Origin of the sequence: Microbacterium sp. RU33B (assembly GCF_900155915.1) — a bacterium.
Taxonomy (GTDB): domain Bacteria; phylum Actinomycetota; class Actinomycetes; order Actinomycetales; family Microbacteriaceae; genus Microbacterium.
The window spans coordinates 461,070-481,657 of record NZ_FTPO01000002.1 but is presented as its reverse complement, the minus strand read 5'-3'; the positions used below and the strand labels follow the sequence as shown (position 1 = coordinate 481,657).

The 20,588-nt window shown below is 71.0% G+C and carries 19 protein-coding genes; 9 read left to right on the top strand and 10 right to left on the bottom strand.

Going from position 1 to position 20,588, the window contains the following annotated elements:
• The first annotated feature begins 142 nt into the window (after positions 1–142).
• Positions 143–1,054, top strand: a complete 912-nt coding sequence (locus tag B0B14_RS11880; RefSeq protein ID WP_083710573.1) for a hypothetical protein — start codon at positions 143–145, stop codon at positions 1,052–1,054.
• Positions 1,055–1,138: 84 nt separating this feature from the next.
• A complete protein-coding gene (locus B0B14_RS11875) occupies positions 1,139–2,428 on the top strand; it encodes a chaplin family protein (RefSeq protein ID WP_076682054.1) in 1,290 nt (429 codons plus the stop codon).
• Between the two features lie 193 nt (positions 2,429–2,621).
• On the opposite strand, the gene rplI is transcribed toward B0B14_RS11875, so the two are convergent.
• From rplI to B0B14_RS11850, 5 genes are all read right to left on the bottom strand, one after another.
• Positions 2,622–3,074 carry a 50S ribosomal protein L9 gene (rplI, locus tag B0B14_RS11870; RefSeq protein ID WP_076682052.1) on the bottom strand — a complete coding sequence of 151 codons (453 nt, stop codon included), beginning with the start codon at positions 3,072–3,074 and terminating at the stop codon, positions 2,622–2,624.
• A gap of 11 nt (positions 3,075–3,085) precedes the next feature.
• A complete protein-coding gene (gene rpsR / locus B0B14_RS11865; RefSeq protein WP_005054609.1) occupies positions 3,086–3,340 on the bottom strand; it encodes a 30S ribosomal protein S18 in 255 nt (84 codons plus the stop codon).
• A gap of 65 nt (positions 3,341–3,405) precedes the next feature.
• Complete coding sequence (locus tag B0B14_RS11860; protein ID WP_076682050.1) at positions 3,406–3,936, bottom strand: single-stranded DNA-binding protein; 531 nt, start codon at positions 3,934–3,936, stop codon at positions 3,406–3,408.
• A 5-nt stretch (positions 3,937–3,941) separates the two neighbouring features.
• The gene (rpsF, locus tag B0B14_RS11855; RefSeq protein ID WP_076682048.1) at positions 3,942–4,325 is read right to left on the bottom strand and encodes a 30S ribosomal protein S6; all 384 of its coding nucleotides are present in this window, start codon (positions 4,323–4,325) and stop codon (positions 3,942–3,944) included.
• Between the two features lie 158 nt (positions 4,326–4,483).
• Positions 4,484–5,677, bottom strand: coding sequence for an acyl-CoA dehydrogenase family protein (locus B0B14_RS11850; RefSeq protein ID WP_076682046.1), 1,194 nt, complete (start codon positions 5,675–5,677; stop codon positions 4,484–4,486).
• Between the two features lie 65 nt (positions 5,678–5,742).
• On the opposite strand from B0B14_RS11850, the gene B0B14_RS11845 reads away from it, so the two are divergent.
• Both B0B14_RS11845 and B0B14_RS11840 read left to right on the top strand, forming a co-directional pair.
• A complete protein-coding gene (locus tag B0B14_RS11845) occupies positions 5,743–6,756 on the top strand; it encodes a hypothetical protein (protein WP_076682710.1) in 1,014 nt (337 codons plus the stop codon).
• Positions 6,753–7,946, top strand: coding sequence for a hypothetical protein (locus tag B0B14_RS11840; protein ID WP_076682044.1), 1,194 nt, complete (start codon positions 6,753–6,755; stop codon positions 7,944–7,946). The genes B0B14_RS11845 and B0B14_RS11840 overlap by 4 nt, the downstream gene beginning before the upstream one ends.
• Positions 7,947–7,949: 3 nt before the next feature.
• Here B0B14_RS11840 and B0B14_RS11835 read toward each other — a convergent pair whose 3' ends face one another.
• From B0B14_RS11835 to B0B14_RS11815, 5 genes are all read right to left on the bottom strand, one after another.
• On the bottom strand, positions 7,950–8,339 hold the full coding sequence (locus tag B0B14_RS11835) for a DUF779 domain-containing protein (RefSeq protein ID WP_076682042.1): 390 nt from the start codon (positions 8,337–8,339) through the stop codon (positions 7,950–7,952).
• A gap of 64 nt (positions 8,340–8,403) precedes the next feature.
• Complete coding sequence (locus tag B0B14_RS11830) at positions 8,404–9,951, bottom strand: acetaldehyde dehydrogenase ExaC (protein WP_076682040.1); 1,548 nt, start codon at positions 9,949–9,951, stop codon at positions 8,404–8,406.
• Positions 9,952–10,041: 90 nt separating this feature from the next.
• On the bottom strand, positions 10,042–11,424 hold the full coding sequence (locus tag B0B14_RS11825; RefSeq protein ID WP_076682038.1) for a GAF domain-containing protein: 1,383 nt from the start codon (positions 11,422–11,424) through the stop codon (positions 10,042–10,044).
• Between the two features lie 164 nt (positions 11,425–11,588).
• A complete protein-coding gene (locus tag B0B14_RS11820; protein WP_076682036.1) occupies positions 11,589–13,016 on the bottom strand; it encodes a CCA tRNA nucleotidyltransferase in 1,428 nt (475 codons plus the stop codon).
• A gap of 9 nt (positions 13,017–13,025) precedes the next feature.
• Entirely contained in the window at positions 13,026–14,570 is a 1,545-nt protein-coding gene (locus tag B0B14_RS11815) for a DUF7059 domain-containing protein (protein WP_076682034.1), read from the bottom strand.
• 102 nt (positions 14,571–14,672) lie between these two features.
• Here B0B14_RS11815 and B0B14_RS11805 point away from each other — a divergent pair, with 102 nt between their 5' ends.
• The 5 genes from B0B14_RS11805 (at position 14,673) to B0B14_RS11785 (ending at position 20,574) form a co-directional block, all read left to right on the top strand.
• A complete protein-coding gene (locus B0B14_RS11805) occupies positions 14,673–16,868 on the top strand; it encodes a DUF6049 family protein (RefSeq protein WP_143733711.1) in 2,196 nt (731 codons plus the stop codon).
• Positions 16,865–18,454, top strand: coding sequence for a murein biosynthesis integral membrane protein MurJ (gene murJ, locus B0B14_RS11800; protein WP_076682028.1), 1,590 nt, complete (start codon positions 16,865–16,867; stop codon positions 18,452–18,454). The genes B0B14_RS11805 and murJ overlap by 4 nt, the downstream gene beginning before the upstream one ends.
• Before the next feature lie 85 nt (positions 18,455–18,539).
• Complete coding sequence (gene trxB / locus B0B14_RS11795; protein WP_076682026.1) at positions 18,540–19,544, top strand: thioredoxin-disulfide reductase; 1,005 nt, start codon at positions 18,540–18,542, stop codon at positions 19,542–19,544.
• Between the two features lie 78 nt (positions 19,545–19,622).
• The gene (gene trxA / locus B0B14_RS11790; protein ID WP_076682024.1) at positions 19,623–19,946 is read left to right on the top strand and encodes a thioredoxin; all 324 of its coding nucleotides are present in this window, start codon (positions 19,623–19,625) and stop codon (positions 19,944–19,946) included.
• 199 nt (positions 19,947–20,145) lie between these two features.
• Positions 20,146–20,574, top strand: coding sequence for a YciI family protein (locus tag B0B14_RS11785; protein WP_076682708.1), 429 nt, complete (start codon positions 20,146–20,148; stop codon positions 20,572–20,574).
• Positions 20,575–20,588: the final 14 nt, after the last annotated feature.

The window sequence follows — 20,588 nt, the reverse complement described above, 5'->3', positions numbered from 1 at the left end:
CGCGTAGGCGGGGCCTGCCGTGTCCCCCTTTCGGCGGGAGGGGTGGACAGACCGAGCGGTCATCGCTAGCGTCGGACGTCCAGGCACCCATCAGGCGCTCCTCCGTGAGCGCGTCAACGTTCTTCTATTTCGGGAGCAGAACGTGGAGATCGTCACCTGGCGCGGGTTCGCATCCCTCGCTCGCCTCGCCCTCATCGGCGTCGGCGTCGCATTCGCGTGCGCGGTGATCTCCCTGCTCGTCGGAGTCGGCGGTGCGTCAGCGCATGCCGACGACGGAGAAGAACGCGGACTGCTGGGTGCCGTCACAGACCTCGTCGACGACACGACGTCACTCGTCGGCGCGACCGTCACCGAGGTCGACTCCGCGACCACCACGATCGTCGAGACCGTGGTCGCGGTTGTTCCGGCGCCCGCGCAGGCGCCTGTGCAGGCGGTCACGCAGACGGTGGGGGACGTCGCGGGTGTCGCCGTGGCCCCCGTGCAGCAGACCGTGTCGAACGGCGTCGTGGGCGCTCTCGCGCAGCCCGTGGTCGAGCTCGCGGTGCGGGTCCCCGTCGTAGGGGAGGTCGTCACCGGCCTGAGCCTCGACGCCGCCGTCTCGGCGGTCGGGGCGAGCGCGGACGACCTCCTGCGCACCTCCGTCGGCGCGCTCTCCGCCACGCCATCGGCGATCGGATCCCCCCGGCCCTCCGACACCGACGCGAACAGCGCAGCGGCCGGCCTCGCGCCGACGCCCGTGCTGGCAGCGTCGGATGCCGCCGCATTCGCACGGGCGGATGCCTCGGCACGGCCCTCGTCGCACGCGACCGCCGGTGCCCCCGGCCGGGCACCCGCCGTCGCGCCCATCCGCGACGACGCCCCCACAGACCCGAGGGGTGCGGTCTGCCCCTCCTCCCTCGTCGGCTCCTCCGCCGGCGGGATCGGCGCGGGCGCTTGGGCGCTCGTCGGACTCCTCCCCTTCGCCGCACACCGTGCCTGGGTGCGTCGAGCAGGGGCGGCGGACGATGACGCACCCCCACCGCCCTTCTTCGCCACCGACGTCTCTCCCGACTGAGTCGCTCGCAGCCGCCCATAGGGCGGCACGAGCATCCGTGCGCGCCGCGCACACCATCCGACTCACTCAACGGGAGACATCATCATGAACACCTTCATCTCGCGCGCCCTGTGGGGCACGCTCATCGCCGGCGGCGTCACGCTGCTCGGCGCGACCACCGCCCACGCGGCGGAGACCACCGGCGAGGGCGGCCTGCTCTCGGGGACGCAGGCCCTCGTCGAGGTCGCCCTGCCGATCACGATCAGCGGAACCTCGATCTCGCTGCTGGGCGACACGTCCAGTGAGACCGCGGCCGCCCCGGCACCCGCCGCCCCGGCACCCGCCGCCCCGGCACCCGCTGCGCCGGCCGTCACGACCAGCGGAGCGGATGCCGCGGCATCCGGCACCCAGGGCATCGTCTCGGTCGCCGTTCCGATCACCGTCAGCGGCAACGCCGTGTCGGTGGTCGGCGACAGTGCGAGCGAGTCGGCCGCACCCGCGGCGGCCCCCGCGCCCGCGGCTCCCACCGCATCCTCGACGACGGGTGCCGACGGCGTGCTGTCGGGCACGCAGGGGATCGTCCCCGTCGACGTGCCGATCACGCTGACGGGCAACGCGGTCTCGTTTCTGGGAGACAGCAGCTCGGCGGTCGCCCCGTCTCGGGTTCCGGATGCCTCGGCCCCGGCCACCGGCCCGGCCCCGGCCACCGGCCCGGGCGCGACCACGGACGGGGAGGACCGCGTCCTCTCCGGCACCCAGGTCATCGCCCCCGTCACAGCGCCGGTGAGCGCCACGGGAAACGCGATCTCCGTCCTCGGCGACAGCTCGTCGGCGGGCGGTGCCGCCCCGGCAGCCACGGCCGCAGCGGTCACCGGCTCGAGTGCGACGACCGACGGTGACGACGGCATCCTCTCCGGCACTCAGGTGGTCGCGCCCGTCGCGGCGCCGGTGACGGTCACCGGAAACGCGATCTCGGCGATCGGCGACAGCTCGTCGGAGGGCGCACGCGCTCCCATCGCGGCGGAAGAGTCCACGGAGCCGATGACGTCGGGTGAGGACTCCCTCGCGGGTGGAACGCAGCTCGCCGCACCGGTCGCCCTGCCGATCACGCTCAGCGGCAACGCGATCTCGGTCGTCGGCGACAGCACCTCGTCGACCCCGGCCACGCCGGTCGACCCCGGAACGCCGATCGACCCCGGAACGCCGGGGAACCCGGCGGGGCCGGGAACGACGGGCACGTCCGGCGTGGGCGCGAACGCGTTCACCGCGGGCTCGGGTTCGGCCGCCCTCGCAGCGACCGGCGGCGAGAACCCTGCGCTGCTCCTGAGCGCAGCGCTGGCGCTGTGCGCAGCGGGCACGCTCGCCCTCACCGTCCGCCGCCACGCCACCGCGTAGGGCGCCTCACGTCCGCGTGGGGACGGGGCCGTGCCTGGACCCGCCCCCACGCGGCGCTCGAACGACGCTCATGCCGCGAGCCCCCACGGGCCCGCGGCATGAGTCGCGCCCGCCGCAGACGACGGATGCCGCGACCCCCGAGGGGATCGCGGCATCCGTTCAGCCCTTCGACGGGCCCAGGTGTCGACGCGGATTACTTCGCGGCGACGACCTGCAGAGTGATCACGGCGGTCAGGTCGTCGCGGAGACGGACCGTGGCCTCGTGCTCGCCCACCGACTTGATGGCCGAGGGGATGGAGATCTTGCGCTTGTCGAGCTCGCCGAGCCCGGCCGCCTTGACGGCGTTCGCCACGGCCTCGGTCTTGACCGAGCCGAAGAGACGCCCTTCGGCGCCGGCCTTGACGGCGAGACGCACCTTGGTGCCCTCGATCGCGTTCTTGAGTGCCACGGCCTCTTCGTGGTCGTGGATCGCGCGCGACTCGCGAGCAGCGCGGATCGACGCGACCTGCTTCTCGCCACCGCGCGTCCATGCCACTGCGAAGCCCTGCGGGAGGAGGTAGTTGCGGGCGTACCCGTTCTTCACCTCGACGACATCGCCTGCGCCACCGAGGCCGTCGACCTCGTTCGTGAGAATGACCTTTGCCATGTCGCTACCCCTTACCGGCCGGCGCCGGCGTAAGGCAGGAGCGCCATTTCGCGCGCGTTCTTGATCGCCTTGGCGATCAGACGCTGCTCCTGCACCGAGACACCGGTGATACGACGGGCGCGGATCTTCCCGCGCTCCGAGATGAACTTGCGAAGAGTGGCGACGTCCTTGTAGTCGATGACGCCGACACGGATCGCCTTCGCGGGGGCCGCGTTCTTCGCGCCCTTCCGCGGCTTCCGACGGTCGCCGGTTGCCTTTCCAGCCATGGTGTTTCCTTAGTTTTCGTGCCGGATGCCGGGTGTCCGGGCATCCGTGATTCGAATGTGTGAGATCAGAACGGAGTGTCGTCGCCGTAGGCGCCGGGGGCTGCCCAGGCGTCGCCGCCCGCTGCGCCACCGGTGGACCCGGGGGTCGACCACGGCTCATCGGCGACCTGGCCGCGAGCCTGTCCGCCGCCGTTGCCGCCGCCGAACTGTCCGCCGCCGCCACCGCTGCCGCTCGCGGCGCGCGTGACCTGTGCGGTCGCGTAGCGCAGCGAAGGACCGATCTCATCGATCTCGAGTTCGATCGAGGTGCGCTGGTTGCCTTCGCGGTCCTGGTAGCTGCGCTGCTTGAGACGCCCGGTCGCGATGACGCGGGAGCCCTTCGTCAGCGAGCCGGCCACGTGCTCGGCGAACTCGCGCCAGACGCTCGCGCGGAGGAACAGCGCTTCGCCGTCCTTCCACTCGTTCGCCTGACGGTCGAACGTGCGCGGCGTCGACGCGATCGTGAAGTTCGCGACGGGGAGTCCGTTCTGCGTGTAGCGCAGCTCGGGATCGGCCGTGAGGTTTCCCACAACGGTGATGATCGTCTCGCCGGCCATGAGCCTTACGCGTCCTGCTTGACGGGCTTGGCGGGACGGGCCGCCTTGCGGGCCGCCTTCTCCTCCGAGCGCTGCTTCTCGGACTCGATCATGGCGATCGCCTCTTCGGCCCGGAGGACCTTGGTGCGCATGATCTGCTCGCTGAGACCGAGCTGACGGTCGAGCTCCTGGGTGGCCTCGCTGGTCGCCGTGAAGTTGACGACGGCGTAGATGCCCTCGGTCTTCTTCTGGATCTCGTAGGCGAGACGGCGCTTGCCCCAGATGTCGATCTTCTCGATGGTTCCACCATCGGCCGTGATGACCTTGAGGAACTTGTCGAGGTTGGGCGCCACCTGGCGCTCGTCGATCTCGGGGCTCAGGATGACCATGAGTTCGTACTGGTGCGTCACTAACCCACCTCCTTCGGACTAGAACGGCTGCCGGGCATTTCCCGACAGCAGGAGGGTGTGGTGCACGTGTCCAGGGCTTCCGCGCACAGGGGCGCTGCCGGACAACCCTCCTATGCTACCGGATGCCCGGTCAGGCGGCGAATCCCGCCTCGACGGGCTCAGCGGAATGCGGCGAGACCCGTGAGGTGCTGACCGAGCACGAGCGTGTGCACCTCGTCGGTGCCCTCATACGTGCGCACCGACTCGAGGTTCGCCGCATGGCGCAGCGGCGAGTGCTCGAGCAGGATGCCCTCGCCGCCGAGGATCGTGCGGGCCTCCCGGGCGATGGTGAGGGCTTCGCGCACGTTGCCGAGCTTGGCGAGGGAGATCTGCTCGGGCGTCAGGATGCCGGCATCCTTCCTCCGTCCGAGGTGGAGGGCGAGGAGCGTGCCCTTCTGGATCTCGACCGCCATGTCGGCGAGCTTCTGCTGCGTGAGCTGGAAGGCGGCGATCGGCCGGCCGAACTGCACGCGGCGGAGGGAATGGCGAAGCGCCGCCTCGAAGCTGTCGCGCGCCGCACCCATCGCGCCCCACGCGATGCCGTAGCGCGCCTCGCCGAGACCGGCGAACGGTGCGCGCAGTCCACGCGCGCCGGGCAGCTGTGCGGAGGCGGGCAGGCGCACGTCGTCGAAACGCAGCTCGGTCTGCACCGACGCGCGCATCGACAGCTTGGGCCCCAGCACGGCGACGGAGAGCCCCGGAGCATCCGTGGGGACGAGGAATCCGCGCACGCCCTCGTCGGTCTGCGCCCACACCACGGCGACCTGCGCGATCGAGCCGAGACCGATCCAGCGCTTCGCTCCGGAGAGCACCCAGTCGTCCCCCTCGCGGCGGGCGAACGTCGCCATGCTCGCAGGGTCCGACCCGGCCGTCGGCTCGGTGAGGGCGAAGCTCGCGATCGCCCGACCGCTCGCGAGTCGGGGCAGCCACTCCTGCTTCTGCTCCTCGCTGCCGAACCGGTGGATCGAGCTCATCGCGAGGGCGCCCTGCACCGAGACGAACGTCCGGATGCCGGAGTCGCCGGCCTCGAGCTCCATCGCGGCGAGGCCGTACTCGACGGCGGAGCGACCGGCGCAGCCGTACCCGTCGAGGCTCATGCCGAGCACACCCAGCTCTCCGAGCATCGGCGCGAGTTCGACGGGGAAGACGGCGCGCTCGTACCAGTCGGCGATGTGCGGTCGGATCTCGGCGTCGACGAACGCGCGCACGCGATCGCGGGTGGCCCGCTCCTCCTCGCTCAGCAGATCGTCGATGCCCAGGATGTCGGCAGCGGCGCGCAGTGCGGCGAGGTCGTCGGGGTCTCTCGCGGGCATGTGGGCCTCCTCGCCGTGCGGATGCCTCCATCTTGCCGCGCACGGCGCCGGGTAGCGTGGGCGGCATGGAGTGGACCGACGACGTCTCAGCCGGTGACTGGATCCGCGAGCGGCTCGTCGCCGACCACGAGGACTGGTCGACGATGCACATGGTCGTGCCGCGCGGCTTCGCGGCCTATGCGCGGATCTTCCACCCCGCGTCGCGCGACCGGCCGGTGGGCGAGGCATGGCCGGGTCTCCCCTATGCACAGCATCGCCGTGACTGGGATGCCTTCCAGAAGCGCAATCCCGAGATCGTCACCGAACGGGTGACCTGGCGTGAGACGGCACGTGCCCTCGGCACCACGATGCATCCACTCGCGCAGTGGGACCGCCTGGTGGCACCGGGCATCATCGTCGAGAACGAAGACGGACCCCGCGATGCCGCGGGCTGGCGCTACGGCGCGCCCCGCATGGGCGACCTCGAGCCCGACGTCGTCGCGTCGATCGCGCGACACCTCGCGGCGCACACGACGACCCCGGATGCCGGATTCGTCGCCCTCTGGGAGGGGTTCGGCGGAATCCTGGGCTTCCTGGGCGAGCATCCGTCGCGCGCGTTCTTCCAGATCGACGAGAGCTCGCCGGGAGACGTGACGTACGCGCCGCTCGCCACCCACAACGAGATGCTCTCCCGCTCCACGAAGGACCCCTTCAACAAGGTCTTCGCTCAGCCCACATGGCAGGAGGGCATCCTGTCGCGTGAGATCTCCGAAGGCCCGCGCCTGCAGCTGCCGCACCGCGCGCACGTCCTGTTCCGCGGGGGGATCGCCGAGCTGACCGACGACGACTGGGTGCTCCGGATGCCGTGGCGCGACGTCGTCGCGGAGTCGCACGGATTCCCGCCCGACGCGCACGCGCCGAGCCTGGTGTGGCCCGACGATCACGCCTGGGTGCTCGTGACGGAGGTCGACTACGACTCCACGATCGTCGGGGGCTCTCCCTCGCTCATCGCGGCGATCCTGGACGACCCGCAGCTGGAGGCGCTGCCCGTCTCCGAAGGGGCCGAGTTCGCCTGGACCGGCGACGAGGCCGGCTCGTGAGCGAGGGCGGCCGGCCGGCATCCGTCGCGTTCGACGCGCGCCCGCTCGTCGACCCGGTCGACCGGCAGGCGGTGCGCAGCTTCGCGCAGGAGCTTCGGGCGCGCGGGCTCGTCGGCTCGTCGTTCGGCGGCGCGACATCCGTCATCGCCATCGTGGTGATCTTCTTCGTCGTCTCGCTGTTCGGCAGCGTGTTCTTCACGGTCATCACGAGCGTGTTCGCCATGGCGTCCCGCGGCGGCACGGGCACGGTCTTCTCCGTCGCCGCGACCGTGATCCCGCTCCTGGTCGTCGGGGGCGCGGTCACGGTGATCGTCCTCACGCTCGTGCGCCGCTGGAACGGGTCGCGGGAACGCTGGTTCCGGCTGGACCGGTTCGCGCGCAGCAACGGGATGTCGTACCTTCCGCAGCTGGCCGACCCCGCCCTCCCGGGCATGATCTTCTCTCAGGGCGGCTCGAGGATGTCGAGCGACCTCGTGCGGGGGGACCGACCGCGGTTCGTCGAGTTCGCGAACTACCGCTACACGACGGGCTCCGGGAAGAACCGCACCACCCACGCCTGGGGCTACGTCGCCGTGAAGCTCGACGTGCCGCTCCCGCACATCGTGCTCGATGCGCAGAGCAACAACGGCCTGTTCGGCTCGAACCTGCCCACGACGTTCGACAAGGACCAGCGCCTGAGCCTCGAGGGCGACTTCGACCGGCACTTCGCCCTGTACTGCCCTGCGGGATACGAGGCGGACGCCCTGTACCTCTTCACGCCCGACATCATGGCGCGCTTCATCGACAACGCCGCCGCCCTCGACGTCGAGATCGTCGACGACTGGCTGCTCCTGTACGCCAAGCGCGACTTCTCCACGCTCGATCCGGCCACGTGGGCCTGGCTCTTCGGTGCCGTCGGGGCTCTGCTCGACAAGCTCGCCCAGTGGGCGCGGTGGCGCGACGACCGGCTCGCCTCCGTCGCGGCGGCATCCGTCTCGGCGGCGCCCGTCTCGGCCGCGCCCGGAGCACTCCCGTTCGCTGCGCCCGCCGCACTGCTGCGCCCGCCGCCGGGGGTCGCAGCACCGGGTCGACGGCTCAAGCGCGGGGTGCCGTGGGTCGCCATCATCGTGATGGGCGTCTTCGCCGTCCTGTGGCTGTTCCCTCAGATCCTCGGATTCTTCGGAGCCTTCGTCGGCGGGTTCCTGCGCTGACCCTCAGCGGAGCCCGAAGTACTCCAGCTCGGCGTCGTTCAGCATCCGCGAGCGGATGATGAACCGGTGGCCCGTCGGGCCCTCCACCGAGAACCCGGCGCCGCGACCGGGAACTTCGTCGATCGTGATGTGCGTGTACTTCCAGTACTCGAACTGCGCTTCCGAGATGTAGACCTCGATCGGATCGAGGCCGGTCACCTCGAGGGTTCCGAGATGCACGTCGCTCGGACCGGTGAGGAACATCCCGACCGGGAAGCACATCGGGGCGCTGCCGTCGCAGCAGCCGCCCGACTGGTGGAACATGAGCGGGCCGTGCTGCACGGTGAGCTGCCGCAGCAGCTCGCCCGCGGCATCCGTCACCGCCACCCGCTGATACGTGCCGATACTGACCATCGTGGTGTCCTTCCGGACGACGGGCGCCGCGCTGGGGTCGCGGCGCCCGTCCCTAGGGAGCGGATCAGAAGAAGCCCATGGCCCCTTCGGCGTACGAGACGAGGAGGTTCTTCGTCTGCTGGTAGTGGTCGAGCATCTTGAGGTGGTTCTCGCGACCGATGCCGGACTGCTTGTACCCGCCGAACGCCGCGTGTGCGGGGTACTGGTGGTAGGTGTTGGTCCACACGCGACCGGCCTCGATCGCGCGCCCGGCACGGTAGGCGGTGTCGCCCGAGCGGCTCCACACGCCGGCGCCCAGGCCGTAGAGGGTGTCGTTGGCCGTGTGGATCGCGTCGCCGAAATCGTCGAACGAGGTCACCGAGACGACGGGTCCGAAGATCTCCTCCTGGAAGATCCGCATGCTGTTCTGACCCTCGAAGACGGTCGGCTGCACGTAGAAGCCGTCGCTGAGGTCGCCGCCGAGGTCGACCCGCTCCCCGCCGGCGAGGACCTTCGCCCCCTCCTGCTTTCCGATGTCGATGTAGCTCAGGATCTTCTCGAGCTGATCGTTGGACGCCTGCGCTCCGATCATCGTCGCGGGGTCGAGCGGGTTCCCCTGGATGATCTTCCCGACCCGGTCGAGCCCGTCGCCGAGGAACTGGTCGTAGATCGAACGCTGGATGAGCGCGCGGGAGGGGCACGTGCACACCTCGCCGCCGTTGAGGGCGAAGAACGTGAAGCCCTCGAGCGCCTTGTCGTAGTAGTCGTCCTTCGCACGGGCGACGTCCTCGAAGAAGATGTTCGCGCTCTTGCCTCCCAGCTCCAGCGTCACCGGGATGAGATTCTGCGACGCGTACTGCATGATGAGGCGGCCCGTCGTCGTCTCGCCCGTGAACGCCACCTTGCGGATGCGCTTGTGCTGGGCCAGCGGCGCCCCCGCCTCGATGCCGAAGCCGTTCACGATGTTCACGACGCCCGCGGGAAGCAGATCGCCGATGATCTCGAAGAGGAACAGGATGCTGGCGGGCGTCTGCTCCGCCGGCTTGAGCACGACGCAGTTGCCGGCGGCGAGCGCCGGGGCGAGCTTCCAGGTCGCCATGAGGATCGGAAAGTTCCAGGGGATGATCTGGCCCACGACGCCCAGCGGCTCGTGGAAGTGGTACGCCACGGTGTCTTCGTCGATCTGGCTGAGCGAGCCCTCCTGGGCGCGCAGGACCCCGGCGAAGTAGCGGAAGTGGTCCACGACGAGCGGGATGTCTGCCGCCAGCGTCTCGCGCACGGGCTTGCCGTTGTCCCACGTCTCAGCCACCGCGATCGCCTCGAGGTTCTCCTCGATGCGGTCCGCGATCTTGTTGAGGATGTTGGCGCGCTCGGCCGGGGTGGTCCTCTTCCACGACTCGAACGCCCGCCACGCGACATCCACCGCACGGTCGATGTCTTCCACGGTGCCGCGTCCGACCTCGGTGAACGGCTTTCCGTTGACCGGACTGATGTTCTCGAAGTACTGGCCCTTGACGGGTTCGACGAACTCGCCGCCGATGTAGTGGCCGTAGCGCGGGCGGTACTCCGCGACCGAGCCGCGCTGTCCGGGGGGTGCGTAGACGCTCGAGACGCCCTCTTCGACGATGGTCATTGCTGTCTCCTTCGACGCTGTGACCGCGACTTCGGTGTCGCGTTGCGTCGACGGTAGGCCGCGCGACGTTGCATCGCGTTGCGCGTCGGATCAGGACCGTTCGAGTCTCTCCACGCGGGCCACGAGCCCCGCGCGCTTCGGCGATCTCGCCGGGAGCATGCCGAGGGCGAGTCTGAGCAGCTCCGCGTCGTCGGCGCCGGCATCGGTGTCGCAGAAGGCGAGGAGCACGTCGACGGATGCCTCGGCCATGAGCGCTTCGCGCAGCGCGGTGCGCACGGTCTCGCGGAACTCCTCGACGCCGGGCGCGGTGGAATCCGGCAGTGCGTCTCCGCGGTAGGCGGCGAGCGCTACCCGGTGCGCGCCGCGGTCGAGGAGCGACAGCACCTGGTGCGCGTCGGTGTCGAGGTCGGCGTCGATCCGATACGGCCGGGAGGCCGGCACGAGGTGCGGGGCGTGGCGTTCCAGCACCTTCCGCAGGCGCACCATCTCGGCGCGGAGGGTGACGGTGCCGTCGGCGCCGCCGTAGACGAGCTCACTGAGCCGCTCGGCCGACAGCCCCTGCCGATGCGTGGCGAGCACGAGGAGCAGCTCCGCGTGGCGGAGGCTCAGTTCGGACACGGTCTCGACACCGCCGCCGGAGAGCTCGAGGAGCGCCCGGTCACGACCCAGGACGCGCAGCGTCGCCCGGGGGGTCTCCGCCCGCGGCCGTGTACGGTGGCGCCGCGCGCCCCCGTCCGGTCCCGGAGCGCCGTCCGGCCCTTGAGCGCCGCCCGGCCCTTGAGCTTGTCGAAGGGCCCGCTCCCGCATCCGCGCGAGCAGCAGCTCGCCCTCGACCGCGCGCGCCGTGGCATCCACCAGCAGCTGCGCCTGCGGCGTGACCACGGTGTCGCCGCCGGTGACGTCGATGACGCCGAGGATGCGCCGCGTCTCGGGGTCGTGCACGGGCGCGGCTGTGCACGACCACGGCTGCACGTGCCGGTTGAAGTGCTCCGCGCCGCGGATCTGCACCGAACGGTCCAGCCGGATCGCCGTGCCGGGCGCGGCCGTGCCCACGGCATCCTCCGACCAGTCCGCTCCCGCGACGAAGCCCATGTCGCCCGTCAGCCGCCGGACCCCTCGATCACCCTCGACCCAGAGCAGGCGGCCCGACGCGTCGCCGACCGCGACGGCGACGCCCGACTCGCCGGGGTCGCCCGGGATGAGGAGGCTGCGGATCATGTCCATGACGCTCGCCAGCGGATGGGTGAGCCGCAGCTCCTCGAGTTCCTCGAAGGTGAGGGCAAGGGGAGGCAGCCCTTCGGCGCCGACGAGGCTGTCGATCGAACGGCGCCACGAGTCGCGCACGAGCGGACGCACGTCGAGGAGTCGGCGGTCTCCGTCGTTGCCGGCGACGAGCTCCTCGTGCGCGCGCTCGATGAGCAGGCGCGAGTTCTCGGGCGAGGCGTCTCGGCGCGGCGTCCACGGTGACGACATGGGGGCTCCGATCGGGAGCGGAGAGCGTGCGTCCAGTGTAGGTCGGCGTGCGGTGGGGAGGCCTGTGCCGTCGAGAACCGGAGGAGGAATACGCGTATCGACCCGCGCGGCGCGTGCGGCTCGGCGATTCTCCTGCGGTTCTCGACGCGGGGCGCGTCGGCGGCTCAGCCGCGGGCGGCCCACCACGCGCGCAGGCGCCGCTCGGCCTCGTCTTCGTCGAGCACGCCCTCGTCGAGCCGCAGCTCCAGCAGGAACCTGTACGCCTCGCCGACTTCGCGCCCCGGACGGATGCCGAGCACCTCCTGGATGCGGTTGCCGTCGAGGGCCGGGCGCATGGCGTCGAGCTGCTCCTGCTCGGCGAGCTCGGCGATGCGTCGCTCGATGTCGTCGTACGCCGACCGCAGCCGCGCGGCCTTCCGGCGATTGCGCGTCGTGACGTCGGCCCGCGTGAGGATGTGCAGTCTCTCGAGCTCCGGCCCGGCGTCGCGCACGTAGCGGCGCACGGCGGAATCGGTCCACGCGCCTTCGGCATAGCCGAAGAAGCGCAGGTGCTGCTCGACGAGCTGCACGACCGAATCCGTGGTGTCGGAGTCGAACCGCAGAGCCTGCAGGCGCTTGCGCGCGAGCCGCGACCCCTTCACGTCGTGATGGTGGAACGTCACGCCCCCGCCGGGCTCCAGGCGGCGGGTCGCGGGCTTGCCGATGTCGTGCAGCAGCGCCGCGAGCCGCAGCGGCACGTCGGGTGCGGTGTCCGGATGCCGCTCCCGCTCGAGCTCGATGGCCTGCTGCAGCACCGTCAGCGAGTGCTCGTACACGTCCTTGTGGTGGTGGTGCTCGTCCACCTCCAGGCGCAGGGCGGGGATCTCGGGCAGGAACTCGTCGATCAGACCCGTTTCGACGAGGATCCGGATGCCGCGCACGGGGTCGTCGGTCTGGAGGAGTCGCACGAGCTCGCTCTGGATGCGCTCGGGACTCACGATCGAGATGGTGCCGCGCAGCTGCGCGATCGCGTCGAGGGTCTCGGGGTCGACGTCGAATGCCAGCTGCGCCGAGAAGCGGGCGCCGCGCAGCATCCGGAGCGGGTCGTCGCCGAAGCTCACCCGCGGATCGGCGGGTGTGCGCAGGATGCCGCGCACGAGGTCTTCGACGCCTCCGGTCGGATCGACCAGCGACCGCCCAGGCACCCGGAGCGCCATCGCGTTGACGGTGAAGTCACGGCGGGCGAGGTCGCCCTCCAGCGTGTCGCCGAACTCGACGGTGGGCTTGCGGGTCGTGCCGTCGTAGCTGTCGGCGCGGAACGTCGTGATCTCGACCTGTTCGCCGGCGACCCGGGCGCCGATCGTGCCGAACGCCCGGCCGATGTCCCACTGCGCGGTGCTGATCGGGGTGACGATGCGCAGGATGTCGTCGGGACGGGCATCGGTCGTGAAGTCGAGGTCGTTGGTCTCACGACCGAGCAGAGCGTCGCGCACCGGTCCGCCGACGATCGCCAGATCGAACCCGGCGTCGGCGAACGCGCGGGCGACCGTCGCGACGACGGGAGACTCGGCGAGCGCGCCGAGGCGCTGCACGCCCTCGGCCATGTTGAGCATGGATCGAGCCTACCCAGCGCCGCCTGTGGCCACCGGCTCGGCGAACCGCAGCATCCCCGCGAAGACGAGCTCGCGCACCCGCGGCAGGAGGTCGGCGCGGAGCGCACCGGCATCCACCTCGAGCAGCTCCGCGATCGCGTCGACGAGCACGCCGACGCCGAGGTCTCCGTCGCACGCCCCCACGAGCGCGGCGAGGCCGGGATCGACTTCGAACGAGCGTCCGAAGCCTCCGCCCTGGCGCAGCTCGATGACGGTGGGGGCCTCGGCACCCGGCAGGTGGTGCCGCGCCTCGGTGACATCGCCGGCGACGACCAGGGCGGCCCGGGCGAGCTCGGCGTCCGTCATCGACGCCAGCACGTCGTGGGCGGCGAGCGCATCGGCGAGGTGCGGCCCGAGCTCTCCGCGCACGGGCTGCGGCAGTCGCTCGAATCGACCGAGCGTCGGCTCTCCGCCGACGGGTCGGCGCAGCAGCACGTACCCGAAGCCGATGCGCGAGACATCCCGCTGGGCGAAGTCGTCGAGCCAGGCGTCCACGAGCCGGGCGTACGCGGGCGTTCCGGGCAGGGTCGCGCCGTCGCGGATCCAGAGCTCGGCGTACTCCAGGGGCTCCAGGGTCTCGCGCTCGATCACCCAGGCATCCAGCGGCACCGCCGACCCTGCGACCCATGACCGCACGCGCTCGAGGCCGTCGACATCGCCCCGGGTCTCCCAGTTGCCCAGGAGCTGGGCGACGCCGCCGGGCTCCAGGTGCACCCCGACCTCCGACACGAACGCCTCGACGAGCGCGTCGCCGACGAGCCCTCCGTCGCGGTACTCGTAGGCCGGCACGCCCGCCGCCCGCGGGGTGATGACGAAGGGCGGATTCGACACGATGCGCTCGAACCGCTCGCCGGCCACGGGCTCGAACAGGCTGCCGGCGCGCGTCTCGATGCCGTCGACGCCGTTGAGGAGCGCGTTGAGCCGAGCGAACCGCAGTGCGCGCTCCGAGACGTCGGTCGCCACGACGGCGTCGCAGAATCTGCGCGCCCGCAGGGCCTGGATGCCGCATCCGGTGCCGACATCCAGCACGGATGCCGCGGGGGTCGGCAGGAGGAGTCCGGCGAGGGTGAGCGAGGCTCCGCCGACTCCGAGCACGTGATCCTCGGGCAGCGCCGAGCCGAGCGCGGCCTCGTCGAGGTCGCTCGCGATCCACCACTCGACGCTGCCGGCTTCGTCGGCGAACGCCTGGGGCCGCAGCAGCGCCGTCGGTGCGATGTCGCCGGCGGATGCCTCGGCCAGCCCGAGCCGTGCGAGTCCGTTGGTGCCGCACGCGGGAAGAGCCGCGGCGACGTCGGCGGTCGGCTGCGGCATCCCGAGCACGAACAGCCGTGCGAGCACCGCCAGCGGGTCGCGCCGACCATCCAGGGCGCGAAGCGCGGGGCCTCGGAGTCCCCGGACGATCGCCGTGTCGGCCGCTGCGCCCCACGCGGCGCGGATCGTGTCGGAGTCGAACCCCGCGGCGGCGAGGTCGGCGGCGAGCGCGCGGGACAGGGCGGGATCGGCGGTGGGGAGCACGAATCCATTCAACCGTGCCGGGCGTCCGGGGTGCTCGGAGGCGGGGACCGTAGAATCGCCTCGACCGTGCGGTCCGGAATCGCACAGGAGCGAAACCCATCCATGACCGTGACCCCCACGCCGCGCAGAGCGCCCCGACGAGCACCCAGCTCACGATGGGCGGCCGCCGTCCTCGCCGTCGTCGCGCTGCTGGCCCCCGTGACGATCGGCTCCCCGGCGATGGGCGCCGCCGCTGCGACGACCCCGTCGCCCACTCCGAGCGCCACTCCGTCGGGTGAGACCACGTTCACGCTGTCACCCGTCGGGAGCGGCATCGTGCGCCCCGGCGACGCGCTGACCGTGTCGGTGACGCTCGACAACGACACGTCTGCGGAGCTTCCGGCGACGCCGGTGACCCTCTCGCTCGGGGCGACGCCGCTGGCCGACCGCGCCGCACTCGCCGCCTGGCTCGCGGGAGACGGCGCGGGGCCCCTCGTTCCCGTGGGCTCGACCACGTTGGTCGCCGTCGCCCCGGGCGAAGCGGAGACCACGGGCGTCATGGTGGCCGCGACCGACCCCGTGCTCGCCGGACGACTGCCGGGTGTGTACCCCCTCGTGGCGACGTACGACGGGCCCGACGGGCTCCTCTCCTCGACGAGCGCGATGATCGTGCCCGATCCCGCCGCCGCCGAATCGCCCCTCGGCGTCGTCGTGCCGATCACCGCCGCCGCGCGCACGACGGGGCTGCTCACGACGGATGAGCTCGCGGCCCTCACGGCGCCCGAGGGAGCGCTCACGAGCGCCCTCGACGCGGTCGACGGCACGACGGCGATCCTCGCGATCGATCCCGCGATCCCGGCGGCGATCCGCGTGCTCGGCACGGCCGCACCGGCGTCGGCGACCGATTGGCTCGAGCGGCTGCTGGCGCTTCCCAACTCGCGGTTCGCGCTGCAGTTCGGCGATGCGGACGTCGTCGCCCAGCTCCAGGCCGGACTCCCGCGCCCCGCGAAGCCGACGTCGCTGCGATACGCGATGCTGTCGAGCACGTTCGCGGCGCCGTCGCCGTCACCCACCCCGACCCCCACCGCGACCACCGACCCCAGCCGTCCGACGTACCCCTCGCTCGACGAGCTCCTGTACATCGGCCCGGAGCGCACCGCCGTCTTCTGGCCCGGCGACGGCACGGCGACGGCGGCCACGGTCGCGACCCTCGGCGGCATCACCGTCGAGGATCAGCGGTCCCTCACGCTGCTCCCGTCCACCTCGACCACGGCGGGAGCCGCCGGCGCGACCGTCACGGCGCACCACACCGCGGCCGAGGCCGACGTCCTCGTCTACGACGCCGCGGTCTCCCGCGCCCTGCAGCAGGCATCCGTGCTCGATGACTCCGCGCTGCGCGGTGCCGAGCTCACCGTGGCCACCGCCTACCTCGCCTTCGCCCAGAGGGATGCCGGCGGCGCCGCCCTGCTGGTGTCGCTCGGACGCGAGACCGAGCGATCGCGGGTCGCGATGGGGGCGACTCTGCTCGCCGCGACGCAGGCACCCGGCGTCGTGTCTGCCGCACTGAACGCTCTCGAGCAGTCTCCGGCCGGCGTCGCGGAGGTGTCCGACGGCGTCACCGATCCGCAGCGGTCGGCGGCGGCATCCACTCTGTTCTCCGAAGAGGAAGGGCTCGGCCGGTTCGCCACGATCCTCGATGACCCGAGCCTGCTCACGGGCCCGGAGCGCACGGCGATCCTGCAGCTGCTGGGCGTCGGCTGGCTCCGCGACTCCGCCGCGTGGGCGACGGCCGTGGCCGACCACCGCGTTCAGACGACGGCCACGCTGTCCTCCGTCGGTCTTCTCCCGGTGCCCGACATCCAGCAGATCGGCCCGAACGCCGACATCCCGGTCTGGGTGCGCAACGATCTGCCGTTCGAGGTCAACGTCGTGCTGCACGCGAGTCCCGACGACCTCCGCCTCGACATCGAACGGTCGACGCCCGTGCGAGCCCGCCAGAACAGCAACACGCGCGTCCTGATCCCGGTGAACGCCCAGATCGGATCCGGCGAGGTGCAGGTCTCCCTCGAGCTCAGCAGCCCCACGTTCCAGCCCGTCGGGCAGGCGCAGGTCGCCCTCGTCACCGTGCGCGCCGACTGGGAGCGGTACGGCATCATCGCGCTGGGCACGATCGTGGCCGGCCTGCTCGTGATCGGCGTCATCCGCACGCTCCGCCGTCGGCGCGCGCGCAACAGCGGCCGCACGGTGGCCACCGACGCACCGCCGACCGACGGCGACGACCCGGAGGCTCGTGCCCCGCACTCCGAGGACGCCCTGTGAGCCTCGGTCGCGCGAGCGTGCTGATCGGAGCCGGCACGCTCATCTCCCGTGTGACAGGGCTGCTGCGGGCCATCGTGCTCGTCGCGGCGCTCGGCGCCGCCGCATCCGCCGACGCGTTCTCGGTCGCCAATTCACTGCCCACGAGCATCTACATGATCGTGTCGACGGGCATCCTCACCGCCGTGATCGTGCCGCAGATCGTCACCGCGTCGAGAGCCGACGACGGCGGCCAGCGCTTCATCTCGAAGCTCTTCACCCTCGGCACCGTCATCCTGCTCGCCGTCACCGCCGCCGCTGTGGCGAGCGCACCGCTTCTCGTGCGCCTCTACGCCGGGGAGTTCTCCGACACCCAGATCGAACTGGCCACGGTCTTCGCGTACTGGTGCCTTCCCCAGATCTTCTTCTACGGTCTCTACGCCCTCGTCGGCGAGACGCTCAACGCGCGGCGTATCTTCGGTCCGTTCACGTGGGCGCCGATCGTCAACAACATCGTGTCGATCGCCGGCTTCGGGCTGTTCATCGCGCTCTTCGGCGGCGGAGCGAAGGCCCCGGATGCCTGGACCTCCGGCATGATCACGGTGGTCGGAGCGAGCGCGACGGCCGGCATCGTCATCCAGACCCTGGTGGTGCTGCTCTTCTGGCAGCGCACGGGCCTGCGTCTGACGCCGGACTTCCGCTGGCGCGGGATGGGGCTGGGCAACATCGCCCGCCTCGCCGGCTGGACGTTCCTGATGGTCCTCGTCGGCCAGCTCGCGGCGATCGTGCAGTCCAACGTGTTCGCGACGGCGTCGGGCGAGGGTCCGGCGCAGACGATCGCCGGCAACGCCGGACTCATCTTCATCCTCCCCTACTCGATCATCGCCCTCTCGATCGGGACGCCGTACTTCACCCAGCTGAGCGAGCACGTCGCCGACCGACGCTTCGCGGAGGTGCCGAAAGACGTGTCCGCCAGTGTGCGGGTCACGTCGTTGCTCATCGTCTTCTCCACCGCCGCCCTCGCCGCGGCGTCGGTGCCGATCTCGCGCGTGTTCACGCAGTCGCAGGATCAGGCGGTGGATGCCGCGGTGGTGCTCCTGGGCTACCTCGTCGGCCTCATCCCGCTCGGCATCCTCTTCACGGTGCAGCGCACGTTCTACGCCTACAACGACACCCGCACGCCGTTCTTGTTCACGCTCGTGCAGGCGGTCGTCGCCGTCGTGCTCGCCCTGGCGGCCCTCCCGCTCCCGCCGGAGATCCGCGCGGCAGGCGTCGCGCTCGGGCAGTCGATCTCGATCCTCGTGCAGGTCGTGATCGCCACGGTGCTGCTGCGCCGCATCGTGGGGTCGCTGCGGGTGAGGATGTGGATGCTGTCCCTCGCCCGCTTCCTGGTCGCCGCGGTGCCGGCGGGCGCGGCGGGATGGGGGACCTTCGTGCTGCTGGGCGGTGCGGAGGGGTGGACGACGTCGTCGATCGTGCTCGGCGCCGTCGGCGCGATGCTGATCGCCCTCGTCGCCGCCGTGGTGTACTTCGGCGTGCTCATCGTGCTCCGCGCTCCGGAACTCGCCCCCGTGGGCACGATGCTGCGCCGTTTCCTTCCCGGACGCTGAGCATCCCGCCCCCGGACACCGCGAACGGAATGCACCGCGGGTACCCTGTGTTGAGTCTTCAGGAAGCAAACGTGAGGGGGCGCTGGTGCGTCAGGTCATCATCATCGGATCGGGTCCGGCAGGCTACACGGCGGCCATCTACGCCGCGCGCGCGAACCTCGCTCCGCTCGTCGTTGCGAGCTCGGTCGAAGCCGGCGGCGAGCTCATGAACACGACCGAGGTCGAGAACTTCCCCGGGTTCCCGGAGGGCATCATGGGGCCCGACCTCATGACCAAGATGCAGGAGCAGGCCGAGCGCTTCGGCGCCGAGGTGCTCTACGACGACGCGGTCGAGCTCGACATCGACGGTCCCGTGAAGCGCGTCATCCTCGGGTCGGGCAAGAGCTACGAAGCCGACTCGCTCGTCTTCGCCACCGGCTCCGCGCCCCGCAAGATCGGCATCGACGGCGAGACCCGCCTCTCCGGTCGCGGTGTGTCGTACTGCGCCACGTGCGACGGATTCTTCTTCCGCGAGAAGGTCATCGCCGTCGTCGGCGGCGGCGACTCCGCGATGGAGGAGGCCACGTTCCTCACGAAGTTCGCGTCGAAGGTCTACGTCATCCACCGTCGTGACGAGCTGCGCGCCTCCAAGATCATGCAGGAGCGCGCGTTCAAGAACGACAAGATCGAGTTCGTCTGGAACAGCGAAGTCGTCGACGTCCTGGGGACGGATGCCGTCACCGGCGTCACCCTCGAAGACACCGTCGACGGCACGCGCCGCGACCTGGCGCTCGACGGCGTGTTCGTCGCGATCGGCAACGACCCGCGCACGCACCTCGTGCACGGCAAGCTCGATCTCACCCCCGAGGGCACCGTGTGGGTCGACGGCCGTTCGTCGCGCACGTCGGTCCCCGGGGTGTTCGCCGCCGGTGATGTCATCGACCCGACCTACCGTCAGGCCGTGACGGCTGCCGGCAGCGGCACGGTCGCCGCCCTCGACGTCGAGCACTTCCTCGCCGCTCTCGGCGAGGCGGGCGCCCCCGCTGTGGATGCCTCGGAGATCGACGGACTTCCGGAGGTCGACGGCCGTCGCGCCGTCGACGCGGCCTGACGACCGACCGACGCGCGGAACAATCCTCCCGGATGCCGCGTTCCACCCTGTAGACGACTTTTCGACAAGGAGATCGACATGACCGCCAAGGCCACCACTTCCCGCACGTGGGACGAAGACGTGCTCAACGCCGAGGGCCCCGTCCTCGTGGACTTCTGGGCCGAGTGGTGCGGGCCCTGCCGCATGGTCTCGCCGATCCTCGACGAGATCGCCGCCGACAACCCCGACAAGATCACGATCCTGAAGCTGAACGTCGACGAGAACCCCGATCTCGCGATGAAGTACCAGATCACCTCCATTCCGGCGATGAAGGTCTTCAACAAGGGGCAGGTCGAGACCACGATCATCGGCGCCAAGCCCAAGTTCGCCCTCGAGCAGGACCTCGCGGCGTACATCGGCTGATCCAGCGACGCGTCGAAGCCCCGTTGACCTTTCCCAGGTCAGCGGGGCTTTCGCGTCCATGCCGTTCGCGGCATCCATCGAGTTTCCGACCGATGTGCGCCAGGATGTCGATCTGGGCTCCCGCCGTTCGACGTACGGGATGAGGCGGCCACGAGGGCATCGCCCGGGCCCGCGGGTCCACACACGAATGGAGCACGACATGCGCTGGATGCTGATCATGAACGTGGAGCCGGAGGCGGCGAGGATCGCCGCCGAGACCATGGACATGGCCGAGATGTTCGCCATCATGGGCGCCTACAACGCAGAGATGCAGAAGGCGGGCGTGTTCCTGAGCGCCGAAGGGCTCAGCGACCCGAAGGAGGGGTTCCACGTCGACTTCTCTTCGCAGCCGCCGGCCGTGACCGACGGTCCGTTCGCCGAATCGACGGAGTTCTTCAACGGCTACTGGATCATCGAGGTCGCCGACCGCGCCGAGGCGGAGCACTGGGCGCGGAAGTGTCCGCTCGGACCGGGTACGTCACTCGAGGTTCGCCGGATCAACGACCTCGCCGACTTCGACCTCGGGGAATCGGGAGCGGGCGCGGAAGCGCTCGCGAAGGAGCAGGAGTGGCGCGCCGCGAACGCGTGATCACCCTCTCCTGC